Origin of the sequence: Hymenobacter psychrophilus (assembly GCF_900107135.1) — a bacterium.
In the GTDB taxonomy this organism is placed as follows: domain Bacteria; phylum Bacteroidota; class Bacteroidia; order Cytophagales; family Hymenobacteraceae; genus Hymenobacter; species Hymenobacter psychrophilus.
In genome coordinates this window covers 104932-123851 of record NZ_FNOV01000007.1, presented here as the reverse complement: position 1 = coordinate 123851, position 18920 = coordinate 104932, and the positions used below count along the sequence as shown (strand labels likewise).

Sequence of the window (18920 nt, the reverse complement as noted above, 5' to 3'; positions counted from 1 at the left end):
GTGAAGAACCTGCAATTGGGGTAAGGTTTTAAAATGATGTGCGGCCAGCGTATTCTCTTTATAAAGAGAGACTCAGCGACCTAACACAGCCGAGAGAGTATGCACCTGTCTAATCAGCAAGGAAGCTGCCAACTGCAACTCAGTTGTAGTATTAAAGCGGCCTACTCCTATCCTTACCGTAGCGCGGGCATCGTCGCGGGATAGGCCGAGGGCTAGTAGGGTGGCAGAGGGTTCGATGGTGCCGGCGTCGCAGGCAGAACCGGTGCTAAGGGCCAGCGTAGGGAGGCGGGCCAACAGCGCATCGGCTTCGAGGCCAGGGAAAGTGAGGCTGCTGTTGTGCGGCAAACGGTGGAGGGGGTGTCCGTTGCGGTAGGTAGTGGGTACGGTGGCAAGTACAGTGGCTTCGAACTCGTCGCGAAGGGTAGTTAGGCGCGCAGACTCGCCAGGCAATAGCTCCGCACAGCGGGCGCAGGCGGCTCCGAGGCCGACTACACCGGGCACATTAAGGGTGCCGGGGCGCCAGCCGCGTTCTTGTCCGCCCCCCCAAGCCAGGGGTTGCAGCTGGGTGCGGCGAGGATGGCGAACGACCAGGGCACCGGTGCCCTGGGGGCCATAGAGCTTGTGGCCACTCAGGGAGAGCAAATCCACTCCCCAGGCTATCACGTCAAGGGGAATTTTACCGACGGCTTGCGCGGCATCCGTGTGCAGCAAGGCACCGGCGGCATGGGCGAGCTGGGAGAGCTGCTGAATGGGCTGAATAGTGCCGACCTCTCCATTAGCCGCGTGAACAGACACGAGCAGCGTATTGGTGTCGATGGCCTCGGCAGCCGCGGTCAGGTCTACGATGCCATGGGCGTCGACGGGCAGGGTAATGATATCAAAGCCTTCGCGGGCTAGCTGCTTGACGGGGTTGCTGATGGCCTTATGCTCGATGGCCGAAATAACGATGCGGCGGCGGGGGCTAGTGGCGCGGGCAGCGCGGGCATAACCTAGCAAGGCCAGGTTATTGGCTTCGGTAGCGCCGCTGGTGAAGATAATCTCGCCGGGTTGCGCGCCTACTAGCTGGGCAACCTGCTCGCGGGCGAGTTGTACGGCGTCGGCGGTGCGGGAGCCCGCGAAGTGGGGCGACGAGGGGTTTCCGAACTGCTCCGTGAAGTAGGGCAGCATGGCATCTACCACGAGTGGGTCGCAGGGGGTGGTAGCGTGGTGGTCGAGGTAAATAGGGAACATTGTACTAGGAACCGCTAAACGGCAATGTAGCGTCCATACTTGCGGTACTCGGCATCGAGGGTGTAAAGCTGGTCCCACACTCCCTGACGGAGCTTGACGGCCGGAGCCACACAGTACTTCTGGAATTCTTCGGGGCTGACTTCGCCGTGCGGAAACAGCAGCTTCATATAGCCGCTGGCCAAAGCCCGCACGCTTTCCTGATTCCGCTGATAAGCATCCGGGCCGAGGTTGATGTGACGGGCACAGTAGGCATCAGTAGTCAGCTCCTGCCGTAGCTGCAGCAGAATGTCGCTGAAATAATCGGCTTTAAGTCCGCTTTGCTCGGCGAAGCTGGCGGGGGAAAGCTTCGGGATTTCCCAGCCCGGAATCAGGCCCTTTATACGGTCAAGAAAAGCTGTTTCCTGGAGAAAAGCGGGTAGCTCGCTTACCACGAGCGGGTCGTTGGCCGGGCGCTGGTTGGCATCGAGAGTGATATTGGCCAGCAGCACGAAACTGCAGTCGGAGGCCATTTCGTGCTTACCACCCCGGGATATTTTACCATTGGCCAAATATCCTTTTAAGCCCCCCACAATTTCGGCGGGATTGTCGAATTTGAGGGTTTGAACCTCGTCGAGCACCACCACTGCATAGCGGGCGAGAATGCCGGGCTGGTTGGTTTGATTGTTGACAAACAGGACTGAGGGCGAAACGTTGCCACCACTAACGAGCCGGACAAGGGGAGAGATGTTCTCGTAGATGTAGCTTTTACCGGTGCCTTTGGGGGCCAACTCCATGAGATGCACATTCTTCTGCACCAGTGGCAGCAGACGGGCTAAAACTAGCAGTTGCGCCTCGGCGCTGTAGGCAGCGGGGTTGTAGCCCATGGTAAGCAACAGCAGAGCACGCCATTCTTCCAACCGGAACTCACGCCGGGCCTCGTGCCAGCGGTCGAGGCTAACGGTTGCTTGCATGGGCTGAAACTCCGTAATAACCACTCCCTGGTCGCGGATATAAAGCAGTTGGGCTACGCCCCACATACCTTGCTGGAGCAATGCCGGGTGAGACTCAAGCAAATGCTCGGCAATCTGCGCATTCTCCTCCCCTATCATGGGCAGCTTGGCTACCCGCTCGGCCTTTTTGCCGGTAAGGATTACATCGACCTGAACATGAGTAAGGATGCGGACAGATTCACCATTGAGCAGACGGTTACGGATTAAGTTACCCTCGTCGGGTTTCGGCACCACGCGCGAGGCCCAATCCAGCACTTTGGCGGCATCTTCGGCCGAAAGAGGACCCCGGCCAGGAACCTTGGATTCTAAAACCCACTCTGCCACGTACCCGGGAATACCACGACTCTGCAGCTTAGAGGCAGGTAGGCGACGCTTATCGATGGAGACACTACCAAATACACGCTCCACTTTTGTTTCCAGCAACGCCAAATCCACTCCGTTTACCAACGGAGTTAAGGCGGGAGCGGCAGGTTCAAATAAGCTAAAAAGGTCGTCCGGATTTGGATTCATAAGTGGGGGCAAAAATAGATTACAAGTCGCCCAGCAGGTCGGCTCCCTGGGTTTGGAACTCGTCGGTGGTAAGCTGATTGGTGAGGGAGAACGTCAGTTCTTGTCCGTCAGCCTGTTCGATTACGACGCTCACTTCGGCCGCACCAATGCGTTGCCCGGTAGGCCAATCGGGTAAAGAAAGCGTACGCGTAGTATTCTGTTTGCCGGGCAAATCACCTTCAACAGGTAGCTCGATTACTGTGCCACCAGGCCAAGAAAGCACGAAACGACGCGCTTGCACCGCGTGGTCGCCATGATGGTTCAGTTGGAGCGTTACGGGGCCGGTAGCTCCCACCCGGGAATGACCCGAGGCGCTACCCGAGAGGCGGGTGGGCACGACGTTACGGGCTAAGCTTAGCCAGGGCACAACTACCTCCTCGGGCCAGATGCCTCCATGGGAGAAATTATCGGGGCCGCCAGCCTGACTACCATCGGCACGGCGCACGCGGAAGCTACGCTCGTCGCGTACGACGCCGACCCAGCAGGGCAGGTTGAACCACGTAGTGGGGTCGAGCCAGATGATATCTTCGGAAGCGGCCGGAGGCGGGCCGGGTTGCTCCCGGTAGGTTACCCGACCGTGGGCCTCGAACCCTTCGGGAACCGTGACTTCACGGGAGCCGGGCCCCAACATACGACCGTGGTCGGTGGTGAGAAGCACGCGCAGTCCGTGGGCACGTGGTACGGCGCGGGTAATTTCCACGATAGTTTCGGCCAGCTTGCGCAACTCGGCCTGCACGGAGCGGCGAACTACACTTACTTCTCCTGTTTCGTGGTAGGCCTTATCAGGCTGTAAGGGTCGCCAGACGAGCATTTGCCCTCCTTGCAGCTGACGGGCACGGCTGACAGGGTCTTGGTGGTCGCGCACATCAGCAGCGGCATCAGCATCGGATTGTGCTTGTCGGGCGCGCATTTGCTGGTAGGGTACGCCTGCGCGGATAGCGGCCTTGGTGAAGCGAGTAATAGTTGGTAGCAGGCCAAAGCAGGGGGTGGCCTGGATGGCAGCAATGTCGCCCTGCGAGTGTTCGTGCACTGTACGAGCCAGCAGGCGGGCGTCATTCCAGCCTAGGCCGTCGGCAATGACCCAGATTACTATTTCGTTGGCATGCTGGGGCCGGGTGCGGGTATGCTGCGCCCAATACAGCTGCTGAAAGGGGTGCGCGGCCCCCGCTAACTGCCCCGGGTAAGTAGCCAGCAGCCACTCGCCAAATGCGACTGCATGGGTGCGGGCAATAAGGCTGGCACTAGGGTTGTTCGGCTGCTCTGCCTGCCAAGTCCGGTACGGAAGATATTCATCCGTTACCCAGCGCAACACGGCGTCGGGCTCGGTGGGTAAGGTACTGGGTTCGGGGGGCGGGAGCTGTTTGTGCAGGCGGGCATATTCGGCCGCCGGTAGACTACCCCGCAGGGCGCGGAGCAAATCTTCGGATAAGGTGGCAGGCTGCTCGTCGAGGTAACGCAGCACGATATCGAGGGCAACTGGTACAAGCGCAGCATGGTGAATGGCGGCGCGGGTTTGCCCCCACCAAGTAGCCACTATCAGGCCGGCCTCGGTGTCGGCGGGAACAGCGGCAACCTGGGCGCGCAACTCATCTTCCCAAGCTTGCTTGGCCTCCATAATCCACTCGGCGGGCAGTGCATATGGGCATTCATCGAGCAGCCCCAGCGCTTGGTGCTGCGGATAGCTGATACTGGGGCCGGGCAGACCGCACCAGGCGCGAAGCAGCTCCTGGCCGGTGTTGGCTGACAAGGGCAGCAACTCGCCCGCCGCGGGAGTTTCGGCTTGCCAATGGCTAACCCATACCCGGAGTACCTGCTCGGCCGTAGCAGGCAAGGGTTCGGAGGTCAACAACCAGGCAAGCCACTGCACGGTAGCAGCCGTAAGGGTACTCGGCTCGGCGCTAGGCTCCAACTCCCAGAGTGCAGCTGCTTCGGGAAACAGAACGGCCAGAACCGCGGCTAAACTGAGGGGGCTGGGCCAGTTACCATCGCCCCACTCAGCCTGTAGTTGGCGGGCCAGAATTTGGGCTTCGGGCGTCGATAGGGAGGGTAGCGCGCGGCGAAGCAGCTCGCCTGGTGAAGTCAGTTTCTTACAGGTACCGCCGGCCATCTCCCACCAGGAACTGGCCCACCGCTCCAGCACGGTACCGCGCACTACTGCCGGCGCGGCTTGCCCCCGAGAGGCCAGCACGGTATAGCGCAGCCATTCCACCTCCGTAGCCACCAGAAGGTGTCCGGGGGGAATAGGCGCGTCGCCGCAGGAGTCGAGCAGGAGAACTTGATTCGCTAACACGAGGAAGAGTTAAGCCGTTTGGGGTTCGAGGAGCTGCTGTAACCGGGCGAGCAGAGCTTTCTGCTCGGCCCGGTTGCCAATATCGAGAAAGGCTTTTTCGGCAACTGAAGCTTTGCTCTGGGCGACGCGACGCTGGAGCACTTTTTCCAACGCATCACGGGCCGGCTTTTCTTCATCGGACAGGAAGTCGAGCTTTCGCTCCAGCTCGGCGAGCAGTAAGGCGGCACTCTCCTGCGCTTCGTTGCGCTGGGCAAGTTCAGTGAGCTTGGTAGCAGCGGCGCGCCGTTGCTCGTCGAAGCGTTCTGCCAATCGGCTCCGCTCTTGTTGCACACGCTCCACCTGGGCGGGGGCCAGGGTGGCTTTGGCCGCCAGAGCATCGTACTCTTTCAACACCTTGCGCAGGGTCTCGGCCGTTTTTGGCTTGGCCGTGCGCAGCTCCGCTAATTCCGTTACCAGTTTGCTGCTACGCTCGGAATGCGTCTCCCATTGCTTGAGGGTTTCGGCTTCGGGAGTGCCTCGAAACTGGTCGATTCGACGGTTTAGCTCTCTGGTAAATGAGGTAATGGTGGGCGAATCTACGAGGGTTTCGGCCCGCGCTTCCATCGAGGTCAACCATTGTTCGGCTTCTTGTTGCTTGGTCGTCAGCAGAAGCATTACGTCTGCCAGCTGGGTTTTTGTCCCATCCGCCTGCGGTTCGGCCGTGTCGAAGTAGGCTAGCAGTTCGCGCCAGCCCGCCAGGGTAGCGGCCCGCTTGGCTTCCGTGAGCTTTTCGCGAATAGGGGCATCCTGCTCCAGTTGGCTATAGCCTGCATGGTTCTCCTCCAGTTGCTGCTCAGCATCCTTGATGCGGCGTTCTAAATCAGGCTCAGCCAAGGGCGCTACGGCAGCGTGGAGGGCCGCCAAGCGCTGCTTCGCTAAATCGTAGCCCCGGACAGAGCTGATGTTGGCCAAGCCCGTACAAACCTCCGTGAGGTGCTGGCGCAGCTTACTGTTAGCTTTACGCTGCCCTGGAGGCAGTAAGTCATTGGCTGGCGGTGACACCCGGCCCAGTGGGAAGCCGGCCTGGTCGGGATTATTGAATAGGCGGGATGCCTCAAGTAGCTGTCCAATACCTTTGGCATCGACAGTAATTGAATCAAGCGCCTCGTACGCCGACGATACCTTCTGCTCGAAAGCTTCCGCTTGCTTGAGTTCAAATTCCAGCTGCTTGGCGCTGGTTTCGGCCTCCTCTTGAAGCTGCGGTTTGGTTGCATCAGGAGCAGCGACAAAGTCGCGGAGGTCAGCAATAGCCTTTTCGGCCTCTGCCACCGACATATTATCGGGAAAACGAAGCTTCGTTATCAACTCCTGGGCACGGCTTTCGCTGCCAGCGGCGTCGCGGCGGGTGGCCCGGGCATCCAGCGTGTGCAGCAAGCTTTCCAAGATTTGCTTGAAATCATTGGTGCTGCCCAACCAGTCTTTCGGTTCGAGGGTGCGGCCACTACTGGTAGTAAGCGTGAGCTGGTGGCGGTTGACACCATACCAGGCAGCGAACAATAGCCCCAATGAGTAGGCATCGTAGCCAAAAGGCGGGTTGAGAAGTTGCAGAAGCACGGCACGCAGCCGCACGTTCTCGGAGCCGGCGGGCACGGCCTGCTCCAGTAAATCCCAGGCCTGCTTGACCTGCTTTAGCCGGGGAGCCGTAACGCGGGCGCTGGTGTCTACCACGCCCCAGGCACCGGCAGAACCCAACCGGAGTACTTTGCTGTACAAGTCGCGGGCACGGCCCAAGTTGTTGGCCCGAGTAGCTTCATCCCAATCATGAAAGCTGCCTTTGTAGAGGCGTACGGCGGCCAGGCCTACGGCCTCGCGCAGCTTGGGGCTACGAGTAGTATCGCCGAGGTACTGTGCGAAACGATAGTAAACGACTTCGTAGCTGGCCTCCAGGATATGGCTGAGACGGACAGTGCGCTTGGCCCGCAACCGTTCCTCGATGCCGGGGCGCTGCTGGGCCGGCACTGCCCAATCGGCGGCCTGCTCCAACTCATCTTTCAGCGCCTGAACCGCACTCAGGAAGTTGGCATTAAGCGCAGCCCGGCGTTGCTTCACGGCTTCTTCGCCTAAATTACGCACCTGTGGCTGAGGCAAGCTATCGAGCACGTGCAACTCCAGCATGGCATTGAGCAAGCCTTGGTGGGCCTTTTTGGGCAGCACCAGCACTATTGGGGGCACGCGCTGCCGGTCGGCAAAGGCCGCTACGGCTTGCTCCAGGTCCTGGGCCGCATGTTGGCGCAGCCACTGTACATCGGCATCGTTGGCCGCCAGCGGCAGGACCACATACCCGCGGGCCGCATCGGTGAGGCGGCCGTTATTTTCCAGGTTTTGGGCCTTAAGCAACTCGGTCAGGCGAGTTACGCTCCATTGCTCGCGCGGCAGCAGGATGATGCGCGCCCCCCACTCGGGCCCATTCGTGTTATGAAACGATACTTCCTCCTGCTGAGGCAGCTCGGGGCGGCGCAGGCCCTCGGCCAGAGCCGTTTGCAAAGCCGAGGCATTGCGCTTAAGCTGAGCCAGGTTGTCGAGCAGCGTCTGCTTGACTTTGGAGCCATCCTGCCCGGAGGCCCAGAAGCGGTAGGTTTCACTGACCGCATCCTTCTCGATGTACCCACCTACCTCGCACAGGGTATCGAGGGCGCGCTCTACGGCCGGACGGGGCAGGCCCGTAAGGATGGCTAGTGCCCCGGCGTAGTCGGTGGCCGAAGTGTCGCCGGGGCGGAAGCCGGCGGACTCGTAGAGCAGCATGCCTTGCAATGTGGCTTCCGCATCGGGAATAGAAGCAGGGGCTACTTTGCGGAGCGTATCGTCGTAGCGCTTCCAAGCGTCGTCGGACACCAGCTGGTGCTGGTAGTAGGTTACCAGCTCGATAGGGCGCACCCAACACAGGCGGCCATCGGCAGCCAGGGCCGGCCGGGCGCGGTAGGTCTGCATCGTGTCCTTCACAAAGGATAGCACGGTACGGGCGGCCGTGCCGGCGCGCAGGGTGGCCGAACACAGCAGCGCCGTAGTTAGCGGGTGTAGGGGGTGGCAGCCATAGGCCATCGTCACGCGAATTCTGTCGAGCGTCCAGCCAGCGGCATCGGTGTAGCGCTGGGGGAAGAAATTACGCACCGCATCCACGGCATCAACCACGTCGTTGTCGGCGGCCGAGTCGTCGGGGGTCAGCGAATCCCAGATGCTTACATCCTGTCGCAGGTAGGCGTCGAGGACGGCCTCCATGGGGGAATAAAGCGGGTTGCGGCCTTCGTTGGGCAGGCGCGTGAGCTCCTTCTTAAGGTCGTTGAGGGACTTTGGACCCGCCCCGCGCTCCTGCATGGCCAGTTCGGCTACGTCGTCGGGGTCTTGCTGGGAGAAGGCCAGAAATACTGCCTGGTTGGATTTGCGCAGCGCACTTACCCCATCGAGCAGGCTTTGCAGCGGGAGGCTTTCGGTGTGGAGACCATACTGCTTGGCGTAGGCTTCCACGAATGCCGCAAACTCATCGAACAGCACCAGAATGCCGGCGAAGGGCTTATCCGGCCCGCAGAACTTGTCGGCCGTTTTAAGCAGCAGGTCGCGGGGCGAAAGGGCGGCATCGAAGTGCGGATACACGCCGCGCACATGCTGTACTACTTTGTGAATGAGCTGACGGTGGCGGCCGTCGCGGTGCTGCACGCCGAGCGTGGCGCGCAGGGCCCCAAAGTCCAGGTTCTGGCCGGCGGCGTGGGTGTCGAGGTACTCGTTGGTGCGCGTGCGCTCGTCGGGACTGAAGGTGTTGAGCACGGTCAGGGCCTCATCGAACCAGAGGCCCAGCTCGGCATCTTGGGTGGCGGGGTTTTCTTCCAAGGCCGTTTCCAGCCCGCGCACAACAGCGGCCGAGAGGCTATCGGACTCGCCCCCGGCAAGCCGTAGGATAAGGTAGGGGGCGCGGTTTTCTTTGAAGTTGCGCAGGCGCTGGGCCACGCCGGGAGCAGCGTGGTTTACGCCGGCCAAGATGGCTTCGGCTTCGGCCGAGCCGGCAGGCTGGCCGAAGAAGTTGGCAAGCGCCAGAGCCAAGTGTGATTTGCCGTGGCCGTAAGTGGGGAGTTTATGTTTATTTGTGCTTATGACAAAGCCTTACGCTGTATGTGATGTGCTTATCGTGCTGGCGAAAGAGCCCGCCGACTTTCACCTTGCGCAAACGCAGGGGTGGTACCGTATTCCGACCAATTCGCGCATTCCAATAACTCTGCAAAAGAAGCAAGCACGCATCATTGCCTTTTACTTTCCCAAAGTATTCAAAGACCTAAAGTTCTCCATTCGGTTTTTTGCAGAAATTACCGGCGTGGAAGTCGTTACACGCCAGCATCTTTTCCCGAACGAAACGCCTAATTCCCGTTCGGCTGTTCTCTACCATAAAATCTCGTTTGGCCCGCTACAGGAGCTACCCCGGCCAATCGTCAGCTACCGGGGCCGGTTCATCCTGTTTATTCCAACTACCTGGGCCAAGTTTTCGCAAGCGGAGGAAATCAACGACCTCTACCACGACAGCCCCCTAGAGGACACCTTATGGACAGAGTTAAAGCGCCAGAACCTGCCCGCCGAGCGGCAGGTTTTGCTACCTACCAAAGAGAAAAATTGGATTTGCGACTTTGCTTTTTACTGTGCCAAAGGCCAGATAGATGTAGAATGTGACGGCGACACCTACCACATGCACCCCGATGCCGTGCGTTATGACAAAGCACGCAACAACGAAATAGCGGCCGTTGCCGGGTGGGATGTACTGCGCTTTACTACGCGCAACATTGAGGAAGAAATGCCGCAAACCGTGAACCTGATTAAAACGAAGATTGACCGGCTTGGGGGTTTGCATTACGTCCGTGAAGACGTAGTGCGCTACGTTTCCAACCGCAATGACCAACTCAATTTATTCGACCCATAGGTATCCGGTTTTTGTACCGTAATTGCGGCGCTTACCCATCCCAACAACTTCTTTTTCACCATTTACCATGACCAACAAATCGTATTTCTTCAACTTCTTCGTGCCGCTCTGCGCCTCGCTTAGCGATGATGAATTTCTAGCTTTCGCCGAGTCGGTATTGGCGAACCTGAAAAAAGACTCCAAAGCCGATGCAGCCGACGTGGCCGGACTGGAAGCCCAGGTAACGAAACTGCGGGCCGCGCACACACAACGCGGAATTAGTGGCAAGTCGGCCAGCGTAGCGACATTGAAGCAAGCGGTGCGCGACTTTTTGCAGTGGGCCAAACTCACCAATATTCAGAAGGTCTTCCCCGCCTTTCCTGACCGCAAGCAAGCCGAGCGCATTGATATTTTTCCTGGTGGTATGGATGCGCTGTATCGCGCTGACCAAACCAATCTATTGAGTCGCGCCAAGTATTACCTCGACAAAATAAGCGGGCCATATGGCAAACAGACAGGCATTACGGCTGCTGACGCGGCGAAGCAATACAAGGCACTGGAAGAGGCGCTAACCGGCCGCACCACGGCCGCCACCGACAAACGCAGCGGGTCGGCAGCGGTAGATGCTGAAGAACTGGCCGTATGCGAAGGGCTGTACCGGGCTTACGCGGGCTTGTTGTATCATCATTCGGAACACCCTGAACAGGCTTACGCGTATTTCCCTTTCCCCAATGCAACCGGCACGGCTGCCGATGCAAACCTGGCTTCGCTGCCTAAAGGCCATCCGGCTGACGAAGTTGCATAGCAGCACTCGTAACATCTCTTTTGCAAGACAGGTAAAGACCAGAGTAGTAAAAGGACCTCATTTGTGTACCCCGGCTTCGACCTAAATGCTGGAAGGGTTTCCTTTTAAGCATTCGGTGCTGGACAGGGCACATAAATGAGGTCCTTTTGTCGTTTTGGTGTCAGCTAGGGTAGTAACAGGAGTTCCTTTTATCATTCCAGCTTTGAGTGGGGCGATAGAAGGGACTCCTTTCGCTTGGTGGCCGGAACTATCATTTCAGAATATTGCGGATACCGCCGGCTGGGTTCTTCACATCGCCAACGTAGCGCGGGATGACGTGTATGCTGGCGTGGTCCATGCGTTGGCCGGCCGCCGCACCTATGTTGAGGCCCACCGTAAAGCCAGCTGGGGTATAGCGGTTGCCTATCATACGCTGGGCGTGGCTGACTAATAGCCAACAGTCATGTTGTTCGGCCAGAGATAAATCAAAAAAATTGGCAACGTGCGCTTTCGGCAGTATCAGTGCGTGGCCGTTGCTTACTGGGTAGCCATCGAGTACCGCGTAGCTGTGGGTGGTTTCGGTCAGCAGGCGCAACTTAGGGCTGGGGCTGCAAAATGGGCATTTACTGGGTAGGTGCGTCGCTTGCGTGTAGTGTTGATACTCGTAAAATTCGGTGTTCTCATTGCGGAAAATCGAAGAAAACGGCAGTGTTACAATGCACTGGTACACCTGCTTTTTATGCAGGTAGTGCTGGCGAAAACCATCTTGGGCAATATCGCGTCGCACGGCGAAGTAAGCGCGGCCGGTGGGTTTGAGTAGCCGCGCGATGTCCATTAGCACGGCCGTTTGCTCATCGGCCAGTAGCACGTTAAGGACGTAAAAACACAGAATGGTGTCAAACTTCTGGGTTGGAGCGTCTGGAAAATAAGTGGGGTCGTACCCTTGCGCGTCGAAGCCTTTGGCTTGCAAGAATTCTACATCCCGCCCGTAGCCACAGCCATAATCCAATATGGCACCGGTTAGCAGCCCGCGCCCGTACAGCATCCGCACTGGCAGCGAAGGCATGTCGCGCTCCTTCGCCGTGAGATGACTATTCGGGTTGGCGGAGTTGCTCATTTGAACTCAAAAGGATAAGAGAAACCGAGATTTTGCGCCGTTTGCAACTGCGGCAATACCTGCCGTTCCAGCCGCTCCCTAAACCAGCCAAAAGGCTGCTGCTGTAAGGAACTTAAATTTTGGGCAAAAAATACATGATAGTCTTCCAGTAGCTTTTCATGGCCCTGTGCGGCGTGGAACTGAAAGCCCGCGAACTGCAGCCGGGCATACGCCTCAAAGTACAATTCGACCGAAGGCAGCCAATCATTTTTGGCTGAATTAACCCTTTTCGGCGTAGGAATGATGTTCCAAAGCTGGTCGTGCGCCACGTAAGACCACGGCAGAAAATGGTCGAGGCTCAAGTTAGCCATTGTCAGCGGCTGGCCCGAATAAATGCACGTCAGGCCGGGCGTAGCGGCTACGTATTCCTTCCAGAATTTTCCGGCTGCATTTAACACGCGCACGGCAGGCTTTTCTAGCTTTTCACTTAAGCCGATTACGTTCGGGTTGTTCTTTTGCAGGAAACGTACCAAGTGCCAATAAGTGAAGCCGCGCAAAATGCCCCGGTGTCGCCGCAAATAATCGGCCCAAGCAGGATGCACTTCGATAGCGTCGGCCACAAAATGGTATGGCGCGCGGGTGCTCTGCCCCGCCAGTTCTGCCACGTAAGCATTTACCCGCTGGTCGGGCAAGCCTCGTGTTTCAGCCGCGAAAAATGGCCGAATGAAACGGTACGGCACCCAATTAAGCAGCACGTTCACGCGCTTGTAAAGCAGCCCCAATGTTTCGGGCGCAAGCGCCTGCTTGAGTTGCACGAATAAGCTAGGCGCGGTAGGTCGATTATCCACCGTCAGGTGATGGGACACAAAATCCGCAATCGGTCGAAATCCGTCCTGCCTACCAAAAGAGAGTTTGAAGTAATCCAGCGGATACCACACGCCTGCCACCATGTGCAAGGACAAATCGTGCAGCGAAAGCCGATTATCAGCACTTTCACTCAAGCCGTCAAGAATTGCCAACAGCCAATAAAACTTGTATGTATTGGTCGTATCCGCGAAAACGGCCGTGAGCTTAGCAACGTCGAGTCGGTCGTCTTCGGGTAGTGTCATTAATTAAATTATTTTCTCCCGAATTCAAACTTATTACCTGCCTTTTGCTAAGAATAGATAAAAACTACTACAAATGCGAGACCAAAGAGAAATTCAGAGAGACAAACGAAGCTTATCATATGCTCAAAGCAAGCTTACTGAATCCATCCAAAGGGCCAAAAACGCGAAAACTGCTCGCCAACGAGAGAAATACGGGGAATTAGTAAAAGTATTTGACGAAATAATCCGCGAGATAGAGAGCCGCCTTAGGGTTGATAAGCTCAATTTGCTGTTGCCATAACAGTACCGGTGCGGAAGGCGTGGCGGCGGGCCACCAGACGGGGCAGTTCGAACAGGGAGGGGTCGTTGGCAGCCAGCAGCAGCACATCGCCAGCCAGCGAGGCCCGGGCGGCCGTGAGCTCGGCGGCCACGTCCACGTCGCCCCCTTCCCAGAGGCGGAAGCTTTTGCGCGTCCGGCTCCACACGATAAGCGAGCGGTCCTCCAGTTGCTTGATGGCTTCGGGCACCTCGGCTCCAAGGGCAGCAGCCAGCACCGCCGCCGAAGCAGGTAGGCGCGACTCGCGCAACCAGCTGAGCAGCGCCACGCACTTGAGAACGCGCACTGCCAGCTCGGTCAGGGGCGGGTTTTTGGCGGTACTCTGCTCCACGATTTCCACCGCTTCGTGCCAGGGCCGGGCCGTGGGGCCCGTGTAGTGGGCCAGTAGCACGTCGCGGCCGTAGTCGAAGAGGCGGTCGAGGCGGAAGAAGGCGGGGTCGGCGGTGTTATAGCGTTGCTCCTGCAGGAAGCGGCCCATGGCACTGTTTTCCTGGCCTTCCAGAAAGTTGAACACGCTCCGGTGGCTTTGGCCGGCCCGGCGGAACAGCACCGGCAGCGCCAGCAGCGTAACCGGGTGCAGCGGGTAGGCGGCGCGGGCCAGGTCGGGAAAGCGGTCGGCCAGTCCGGTAGGCAGCAAGTTCGCGGCGGGGCTCATCACGGGGGCCAGTTGGGCCGAGAACGTGCCGTTGAGGTGCAGGGCCGGCTGGTGCTGGAGGGCGCGGCCGATGAGGTCCATACGTTCGACATCGGACGGGAACAGCGGCAGCTGCCGGAAGCGCTGGGCTACTTTGGCCCACTCGCCCTGCTGGGTGCGGCCGAGCCGATGCGCGTAGGCTTCGGCATTCTGGTGCATGATTGTCATCACCCACAGCTGGCCGTGCTCGGGGGCGCGGGCGGCCGCTTCGGCTAACTCCTGCAACACGAAAATATCGCCCTCTTGCGGATGGTTGGCCGCATATTCCAGGTATTTGCCGGCTTCATCGACAAGCAGTAGCAGCCCCTGGAAAGGGGTGTTTTCAGCAATGGTTTCCGCCGTAGCCAGGTAGGCGTTGGCGATATTACGGGCGCTGGGCTTGCTCTCGGCCTTACGTAGGGCTGCGGGCATTGCGGCGGCACCGGGAGCGGCTTCGAGGGCATGCCGCAGGGCGGCTAGCAAGGCGGGGGCCAGCGCGGAGCGGGAGCCCACTACCGGCACTGGTAACAACTGAGGCACCAGAGTGCCTACCGTAGTTGGCAACGTAACGGTGGCACGAAACGCCGCATCGGACGTCAAACGGGCCAGGAAAGCCGCGAAAGCACTTTTACCGGCGCCATAGGGCCCAATAAGAGACAGGGCGCGGTCGGCGGGGTTGGCTTGCGCCCGGAGCACACCCTGCAACGCTTCCAGCGCGGAGGTTGTCAGGAAATAACCGTCGGCGCTGGCAGCCACCGCCAAATCGCGCTCCAAATGGACGGAACGCCCGAAGCGGGGCTTAACAGAAACGTAATCAGCCAGCAGCGGCGAAGGAGAAACAGGCATTGAACTTAAGCAACTAGCTGAGCGGCGTAGTAAGATTGGAGCAGGTCTTGGGGAATAAGTACCTGGGCAGTAGTGCGCACTACCTGCCGCACAAGGGGGGTGTCTTCGAAGCGCAGCTGGCCATTGGTCAGCTCATCGAATTGGTCCAGGTAGAACAGCACGGAATCTTCATCAAGCTTGAATACGACGCCCGGCGAGCCCTCGGCGTGCGCAATATCGCGGGCGGCAATCGTGCTGGTACCAGGGTATTGCCAGTCCCAAAACTGAAGCAGAGCCCACGCAAACAGGGCGGGCGGTAAGCTGGGCTTGGGTCCGATGGCAAACGTATAGTGTTCCTGAGTGCCAAAGCCGGCCCGGATAAGGCCGAGCTCGCGCAGGGGGCAGTCGAGGCCATCCTCGGCGTTTTGGCTCCGCTCGCCCGCCGCCAGGTAGGTGAGCAGAAATACGTTCACGTCCCGGTCGATGGTATTGGCGGAGGACACTTTGGAGGTAGTTGCCCGGGCGGCGGCTTGAATGGATGAGGACAAGGCGGTCCGGGTCCACTCCCACTCGCGCCATATGTTGAAGGCGTACGCCCACGTATAGGCCTGGCTACCGGGCCCGCACAGCTTCCAGTGCAACAGCCACAGGGTAGCCGGGTCTTCGAGGTAGGGGTCCGCTCCTTCGTCAGTCAGCAAGAAAGCTCCCAGAGCGGTGGGCAGCATAGTTGAGCTACGTTCCGAAATAGGTATTGCCATGCCCGTGGCAAGCAACCAATGACGAATGGCGCTTACCATATTCTTACCAACGCCCAGCGTTACCAGAGCGGCATCGGAGGTAAATAAAGTAGGGTCTTGTAGCAGCGCGTCGACTCCTTTTTTAAGCCAGGAGGAACGCAACGCGAAGGTTTGGTGGCCCGCAAAGCTGGGCGGGTAAGGCAGTAGAGATTGGGGAAGAGGCTCGATAAAACTTAACGTAGCATGATGAGGTGAGGAAACAGACATATAGAAAAGTCAACTGGGTAATGTAGCGAGCAACCAATAGCAGCTCAGCGGGAAATATCGGTAAAGAATGTGGGAGATGCTAATGGGTTTTTGCCTGGTAACAGAAGAGTTAGGAAGTCAGCAGGTTATTTTTCACATAGAGAAACACGCATGTTTAGCCTATCCCACTTCGCTAATCACCCCCGTCACTCCACCCGGGCGCAGGCACTACATAGAGAAATTCAGTTACCCGCAGTGGCAGTTTCCGACTGCGCTCAAAGCTGCTATCCGAAGGTTGGCTGTAAATCGGCCAGCAGCCCTCGGCGCATAATCATGGTGGCGATGAACTCGTCGGTGGCCCCGTTGCGGTGCTTGGCCACGTCGAAGAGCACGGTGTCGTGGGTGGGACTACCGTCGCCGTACTCGGCAATTTTGTAGTACTCACCCCGCCAGAGGAAGATGATGCAGTCGGCATCCTGTTCGAGGCTGCCCGACTCGCGCAGGTCGCTGAGCTGGGGCCGCCGGTCGCCGCCGCGCTTCTCCACGTCGCGGCTGAGCTGGGACAGAGCAATGACGGGCACGTGAAGTTCCTTGGCTAACTCCTTGAGGCCCCGGCTGAGGCTGCCGATTTCCTGCTCGCGGTTGCCCCGCTGGTCGCCGCGCATGAGTTGCACGTAATCGACCAGCACCAGACCCAGGGGCTGGGTGGCATGCAGGGCGGCGCACTTGGCCCGCAGCTGCTGCAGACTCAGGCCGGGCGTGTCGTCGAGGTGGAGCAAGTGGCCGTGGGTACGCAGGCGCTGGGCCTGCTCGCGCAAGTGGCCGACCTGCTCCAGACCGCCGGGCAGGTTGCCGCGGCGCAGGTCGGCGTTGGAGTAGCCGGGCACCTCGCTTACAATCATGCGCTGCATAAGCTGGACTATGGGCATTTCGAGGCTGAAAACGGCCACTGCTCGGCCGTGGTCGAGGGCGGCGGTGCGGGCGAAATGTAGCAGGGCAGCCGTTTTGCCCATAGCGGGCCGGGCGGCCAGCAGAATCAGGTCGGCCGGTTGCCAGCCGCCGGTGAGGCCATCAAGCTGAGTGAGGCCGGTGGGCACACCAGTGAGGCCCTGGCGCAGCACGGCCTGGGCCAAGTGTTCGAAGGTAGTTTCGAAGGCAGCGGCGGCGGTTTGAACGGGCCGGGTTTCCAGCGAGCGGGTGAGGGTGGTCAGGTGGGTCTGGGCCGTGGCCAGCAGGTCGAGGGGGTCGCGGCCCTCATCGTAGCCGTAGGTCGTCAGCTCGCGGCCGGCCTGTATGAGCACGCGGCGGGCGTGGTGCTGTTGGAGGATACGGCAGTGAGTGAGCAGGTGGGCAGCCGAGCCAATGTGCTGGGTGAGCCCGGCCACGAAAGCTGGCCCGCCGATGCGCTGGAGGGTACTACGGTGGCGTAGCTGCTGCACGACAGTGAGCAAATCCACTTGGTCGCCCTGCTGCACCAGGTCGCGCATGGCGCGGTATACATGGCGGTGGGCATCGAGGTAGAATACATCCTCGACTGGCAGCGTAGCCAGCAGCGTACGTTGGGCAGGCACTTCGAGCAGGGCCGCACCGAGTACGGCCGCTTCGAGGTCGGGAGCTTGCGGCGGCAGTTGGCCGGCGTGGGGAGTTGAAACCAGCGCCTGCTTACTCATGGCGGGTTGGCGAAAGGGTTGCATAGTAGCCATAGCGAATCAGCTCCAGCGGGCGGGGTCGGACGGCTTGGGGGCCGTGCGGGCCCGGGAGGGGGTGGGCGAGTTAGGGCCGGTGCCGGGGCCCTGGAACTGAGCGCGACGGCGCATCCAGTTGCGGAAGGCGGCGCGCCAGTTGACCATGGGCGTTTTGCCACTCACGCGCCAGCCGTTGCTTTCGTAGTGGTCGTGGAAGGCAGCGGCTTCGGTTTGCGCATCGGCGCTGGTGGGGTGCTGCTCGGCGGCGTAGGCCTGGACTTCCGCCAGCGTGGGAGCCGCGGCGCTCTTCTTCTGGGCGTCAGCTGGCTTTTTAACTAACTTTTGAGAAGTGGGCGCGGGCGCGGCGGCGTTAGCCACCCCTCCCTCTCTTTTTGAAGATGTAATTGAAGTTGAAAATGAAAATGAAGGGGTTGGAATTTGCTTATCCCCAGTGGTTGGCATTTGCTTACCCCCGGTGGTTGTCGTTTGGTTGTTGGTTTGGTTGTTGGTTTGGTTAAGCAAAAGCGGATTTCCGCCCTTTTTGCCCGCTTCCGTGCGTATCCGGCGCAACCGCTCATCTTTGACCATGCGGCGGCAGAACAGCGCGCCGTCGGACTCGCGGCGACTGGCCACGCCGTAGTCGAGCAGGGTGGTTAGCATTTGGTTGGCACTTTGTTTATCCAAACCGAGGCGGCGGGCAATGACGGCATCGGGCATGGGGCTGCCGTTGACGAGCAGCACGCCGCGCTCGTCGCTGTCGTGCATCATCAGCAGCAGCTCGAACCAGGCCCCGCGCTGGGCCAGGTCGAGGGCCTGCACGCCCTGGTCCTTGTGCCAGTCGCCGGGGTAGAATTGGATAGCCGGGAGTTTCATGCCTGCGGGGGCGAGGGCACTAGAAGGAGGTTAGCAGAACCGGGCTGCTTGAATAAATCGAGCTGGCGGTACGCAATGCATTTGCCGCGCAGGGCCGCTTCCACCTCGGCCAGTGCCACGGCCAGAGTCACTTCCAGCAGGTCGGTGTAGGAGTAGCTAACCTGCTCGTCGTCGAAGGACTGGTAGGGGGTGGTCAGGTTGAGCACCCGGCCACCGGTCAGCTCGCGCTGACCGACGAGCGTAACGCCGCCATGGTGGCGGCCCATGGAAAAGCCGGTGATGGTGAAGGAATCAAATAGGACCGGTAACTCCTCGGAATCGTCGGGCCAAAAGTCGGGCGTTTCGGCTAACTGCTCGGTGAGCAGACAGAGGTGCGGTACCAGGCGGCTCAGGGCGTGGGTTAGGTCGGCGTGGACCTGTTCGGTGCAAGTCAGGGCGAAAGCGCGGGGTGGCGCATGCGAGGTGCGCTGCTCGGTAAACTCGCAGCTCAGCTGCTGGTCTTTGACCCGGGCTTTCTGGATGGTGATGATGGAAGGCGTGGCCTCGGAGCCAAGCTCGGCGGCGGGCCCAACGATGGGAAGTAGCTGGGACATAGAAATCAAG

13 protein-coding genes are annotated in these 18920 nt (G+C 59.6%); 2 read left to right on the top strand and 11 right to left on the bottom strand.

Features of this window, described 5'->3' with window-relative positions:
• Positions 1-72: 72 nt before the first annotated feature.
• The 4 genes from BLW21_RS11970 to BLW21_RS11955 are packed head-to-tail and all read right to left on the bottom strand — an operon-like array spanning position 73 to position 9129.
• Positions 73-1230 carry a cysteine desulfurase family protein gene (locus BLW21_RS11970; RefSeq protein ID WP_092740301.1) on the bottom strand — a complete coding sequence of 386 codons (1158 nt, stop codon included), beginning with the start codon at positions 1228-1230 and terminating at the stop codon, positions 73-75.
• 14 nt (positions 1231-1244) lie between these two features.
• On the bottom strand, positions 1245-2729 hold the full coding sequence (gene brxL, locus BLW21_RS11965) for a BREX system Lon protease-like protein BrxL (RefSeq protein WP_092740299.1): 1485 nt from the start codon (positions 2727-2729) through the stop codon (positions 1245-1247).
• Positions 2730-2748: 19 nt separating this feature from the next.
• Positions 2749-5058, bottom strand: coding sequence for a PglZ domain-containing protein (locus BLW21_RS11960; protein ID WP_139255195.1), 2310 nt, complete (start codon positions 5056-5058; stop codon positions 2749-2751).
• 9 nt (positions 5059-5067) lie between these two features.
• Positions 5068-9129: a coiled-coil domain-containing protein gene (locus tag BLW21_RS11955; RefSeq protein WP_092740295.1), complete on the bottom strand. Its 4062-nt coding sequence runs from the start codon at positions 9127-9129 to the stop codon at positions 5068-5070.
• Positions 9130-9178: 49 nt separating this feature from the next.
• Between BLW21_RS11955 and BLW21_RS11950 the strand changes: the two genes are divergently transcribed.
• Together BLW21_RS11950 and BLW21_RS11945 are read left to right on the top strand one after the other, a co-directional pair.
• On the top strand, positions 9179-9994 hold the full coding sequence (locus BLW21_RS11950) for an endonuclease domain-containing protein (RefSeq protein WP_092740293.1): 816 nt from the start codon (positions 9179-9181) through the stop codon (positions 9992-9994).
• Between the two features lie 67 nt (positions 9995-10061).
• Positions 10062-10778 carry a hypothetical protein gene (locus BLW21_RS11945; protein ID WP_092740291.1) on the top strand — a complete coding sequence of 239 codons (717 nt, stop codon included), beginning with the start codon at positions 10062-10064 and terminating at the stop codon, positions 10776-10778.
• A 250-nt stretch (positions 10779-11028) separates the two neighbouring features.
• Here BLW21_RS11945 and BLW21_RS11940 read toward each other — a convergent pair whose 3' ends face one another.
• From BLW21_RS11940 to BLW21_RS11910, 7 genes are all read right to left on the bottom strand, one after another.
• A complete protein-coding gene (locus tag BLW21_RS11940) occupies positions 11029-11874 on the bottom strand; it encodes an HIT family protein (RefSeq protein ID WP_092740289.1) in 846 nt (281 codons plus the stop codon).
• The gene (locus tag BLW21_RS11935; RefSeq protein WP_092740287.1) at positions 11871-12962 is read right to left on the bottom strand and encodes an HNH endonuclease domain-containing protein; all 1092 of its coding nucleotides are present in this window, start codon (positions 12960-12962) and stop codon (positions 11871-11873) included. Before BLW21_RS11935 ends, BLW21_RS11940 begins: the two co-directional genes overlap by 4 nt.
• A 260-nt stretch (positions 12963-13222) precedes the next feature.
• Positions 13223-14797 (bottom strand): hypothetical protein, encoded by a 1575-nt coding sequence (locus tag BLW21_RS11930; RefSeq protein WP_139255194.1) that lies wholly within the window; start codon positions 14795-14797, stop codon positions 13223-13225.
• Between the two features lie 5 nt (positions 14798-14802).
• Entirely contained in the window at positions 14803-15780 is a 978-nt protein-coding gene (locus BLW21_RS11925; protein ID WP_092740283.1) for a DUF4007 family protein, read from the bottom strand.
• Between the two features lie 263 nt (positions 15781-16043).
• Positions 16044-17453, bottom strand: coding sequence for a replicative DNA helicase (dnaB, locus tag BLW21_RS11920; protein ID WP_175470948.1), 1410 nt, complete (start codon positions 17451-17453; stop codon positions 16044-16046).
• A 15-nt stretch (positions 17454-17468) separates the two neighbouring features.
• Complete coding sequence (locus tag BLW21_RS21530) at positions 17469-18317, bottom strand: helix-turn-helix domain-containing protein (RefSeq protein ID WP_092740279.1); 849 nt, start codon at positions 18315-18317, stop codon at positions 17469-17471.
• Positions 18314-18910 carry a hypothetical protein gene (locus tag BLW21_RS11910; protein WP_092740277.1) on the bottom strand — a complete coding sequence of 199 codons (597 nt, stop codon included), beginning with the start codon at positions 18908-18910 and terminating at the stop codon, positions 18314-18316. Before BLW21_RS11910 ends, BLW21_RS21530 begins: the two co-directional genes overlap by 4 nt.
• Positions 18911-18920: the final 10 nt, after the last annotated feature.

Coding starts and splice junctions, on each gene's coding strand:
- BLW21_RS11970 (WP_092740301.1), bottom strand. CDS start 1,230: ATGTTCCCTATTTACCTCGACCACCACGCTACCACCCCCTGCGACCCA.
- brxL (WP_092740299.1), bottom strand. CDS start 2,729: ATGAATCCAAATCCGGACGACCTTTTTAGCTTATTTGAACCTGCCGCT.
- BLW21_RS11950 (WP_092740293.1), top strand. CDS start 9,179: ATGACAAAGCCTTACGCTGTATGTGATGTGCTTATCGTGCTGGCGAAA.
- BLW21_RS11945 (WP_092740291.1), top strand. CDS start 10,062: ATGACCAACAAATCGTATTTCTTCAACTTCTTCGTGCCGCTCTGCGCC.
- BLW21_RS11940 (WP_092740289.1), bottom strand. CDS start 11,874: ATGAGCAACTCCGCCAACCCGAATAGTCATCTCACGGCGAAGGAGCGC.
- BLW21_RS11935 (WP_092740287.1), bottom strand. CDS start 12,962: ATGACACTACCCGAAGACGACCGACTCGACGTTGCTAAGCTCACGGCC.
- BLW21_RS11930 (WP_139255194.1), bottom strand. CDS start 14,797: ATGCCTGTTTCTCCTTCGCCGCTGCTGGCTGATTACGTTTCTGTTAAG.
- BLW21_RS11925 (WP_092740283.1), bottom strand. CDS start 15,780: ATGTCTGTTTCCTCACCTCATCATGCTACGTTAAGTTTTATCGAGCCT.
- dnaB (WP_175470948.1), bottom strand. CDS start 17,453: ATGCAACCCTTTCGCCAACCCGCCATGAGTAAGCAGGCGCTGGTTTCA.
- BLW21_RS21530 (WP_092740279.1), bottom strand. CDS start 18,317: ATGAAACTCCCGGCTATCCAATTCTACCCCGGCGACTGGCACAAGGAC.
- BLW21_RS11910 (WP_092740277.1), bottom strand. CDS start 18,910: ATGTCCCAGCTACTTCCCATCGTTGGGCCCGCCGCCGAGCTTGGCTCC.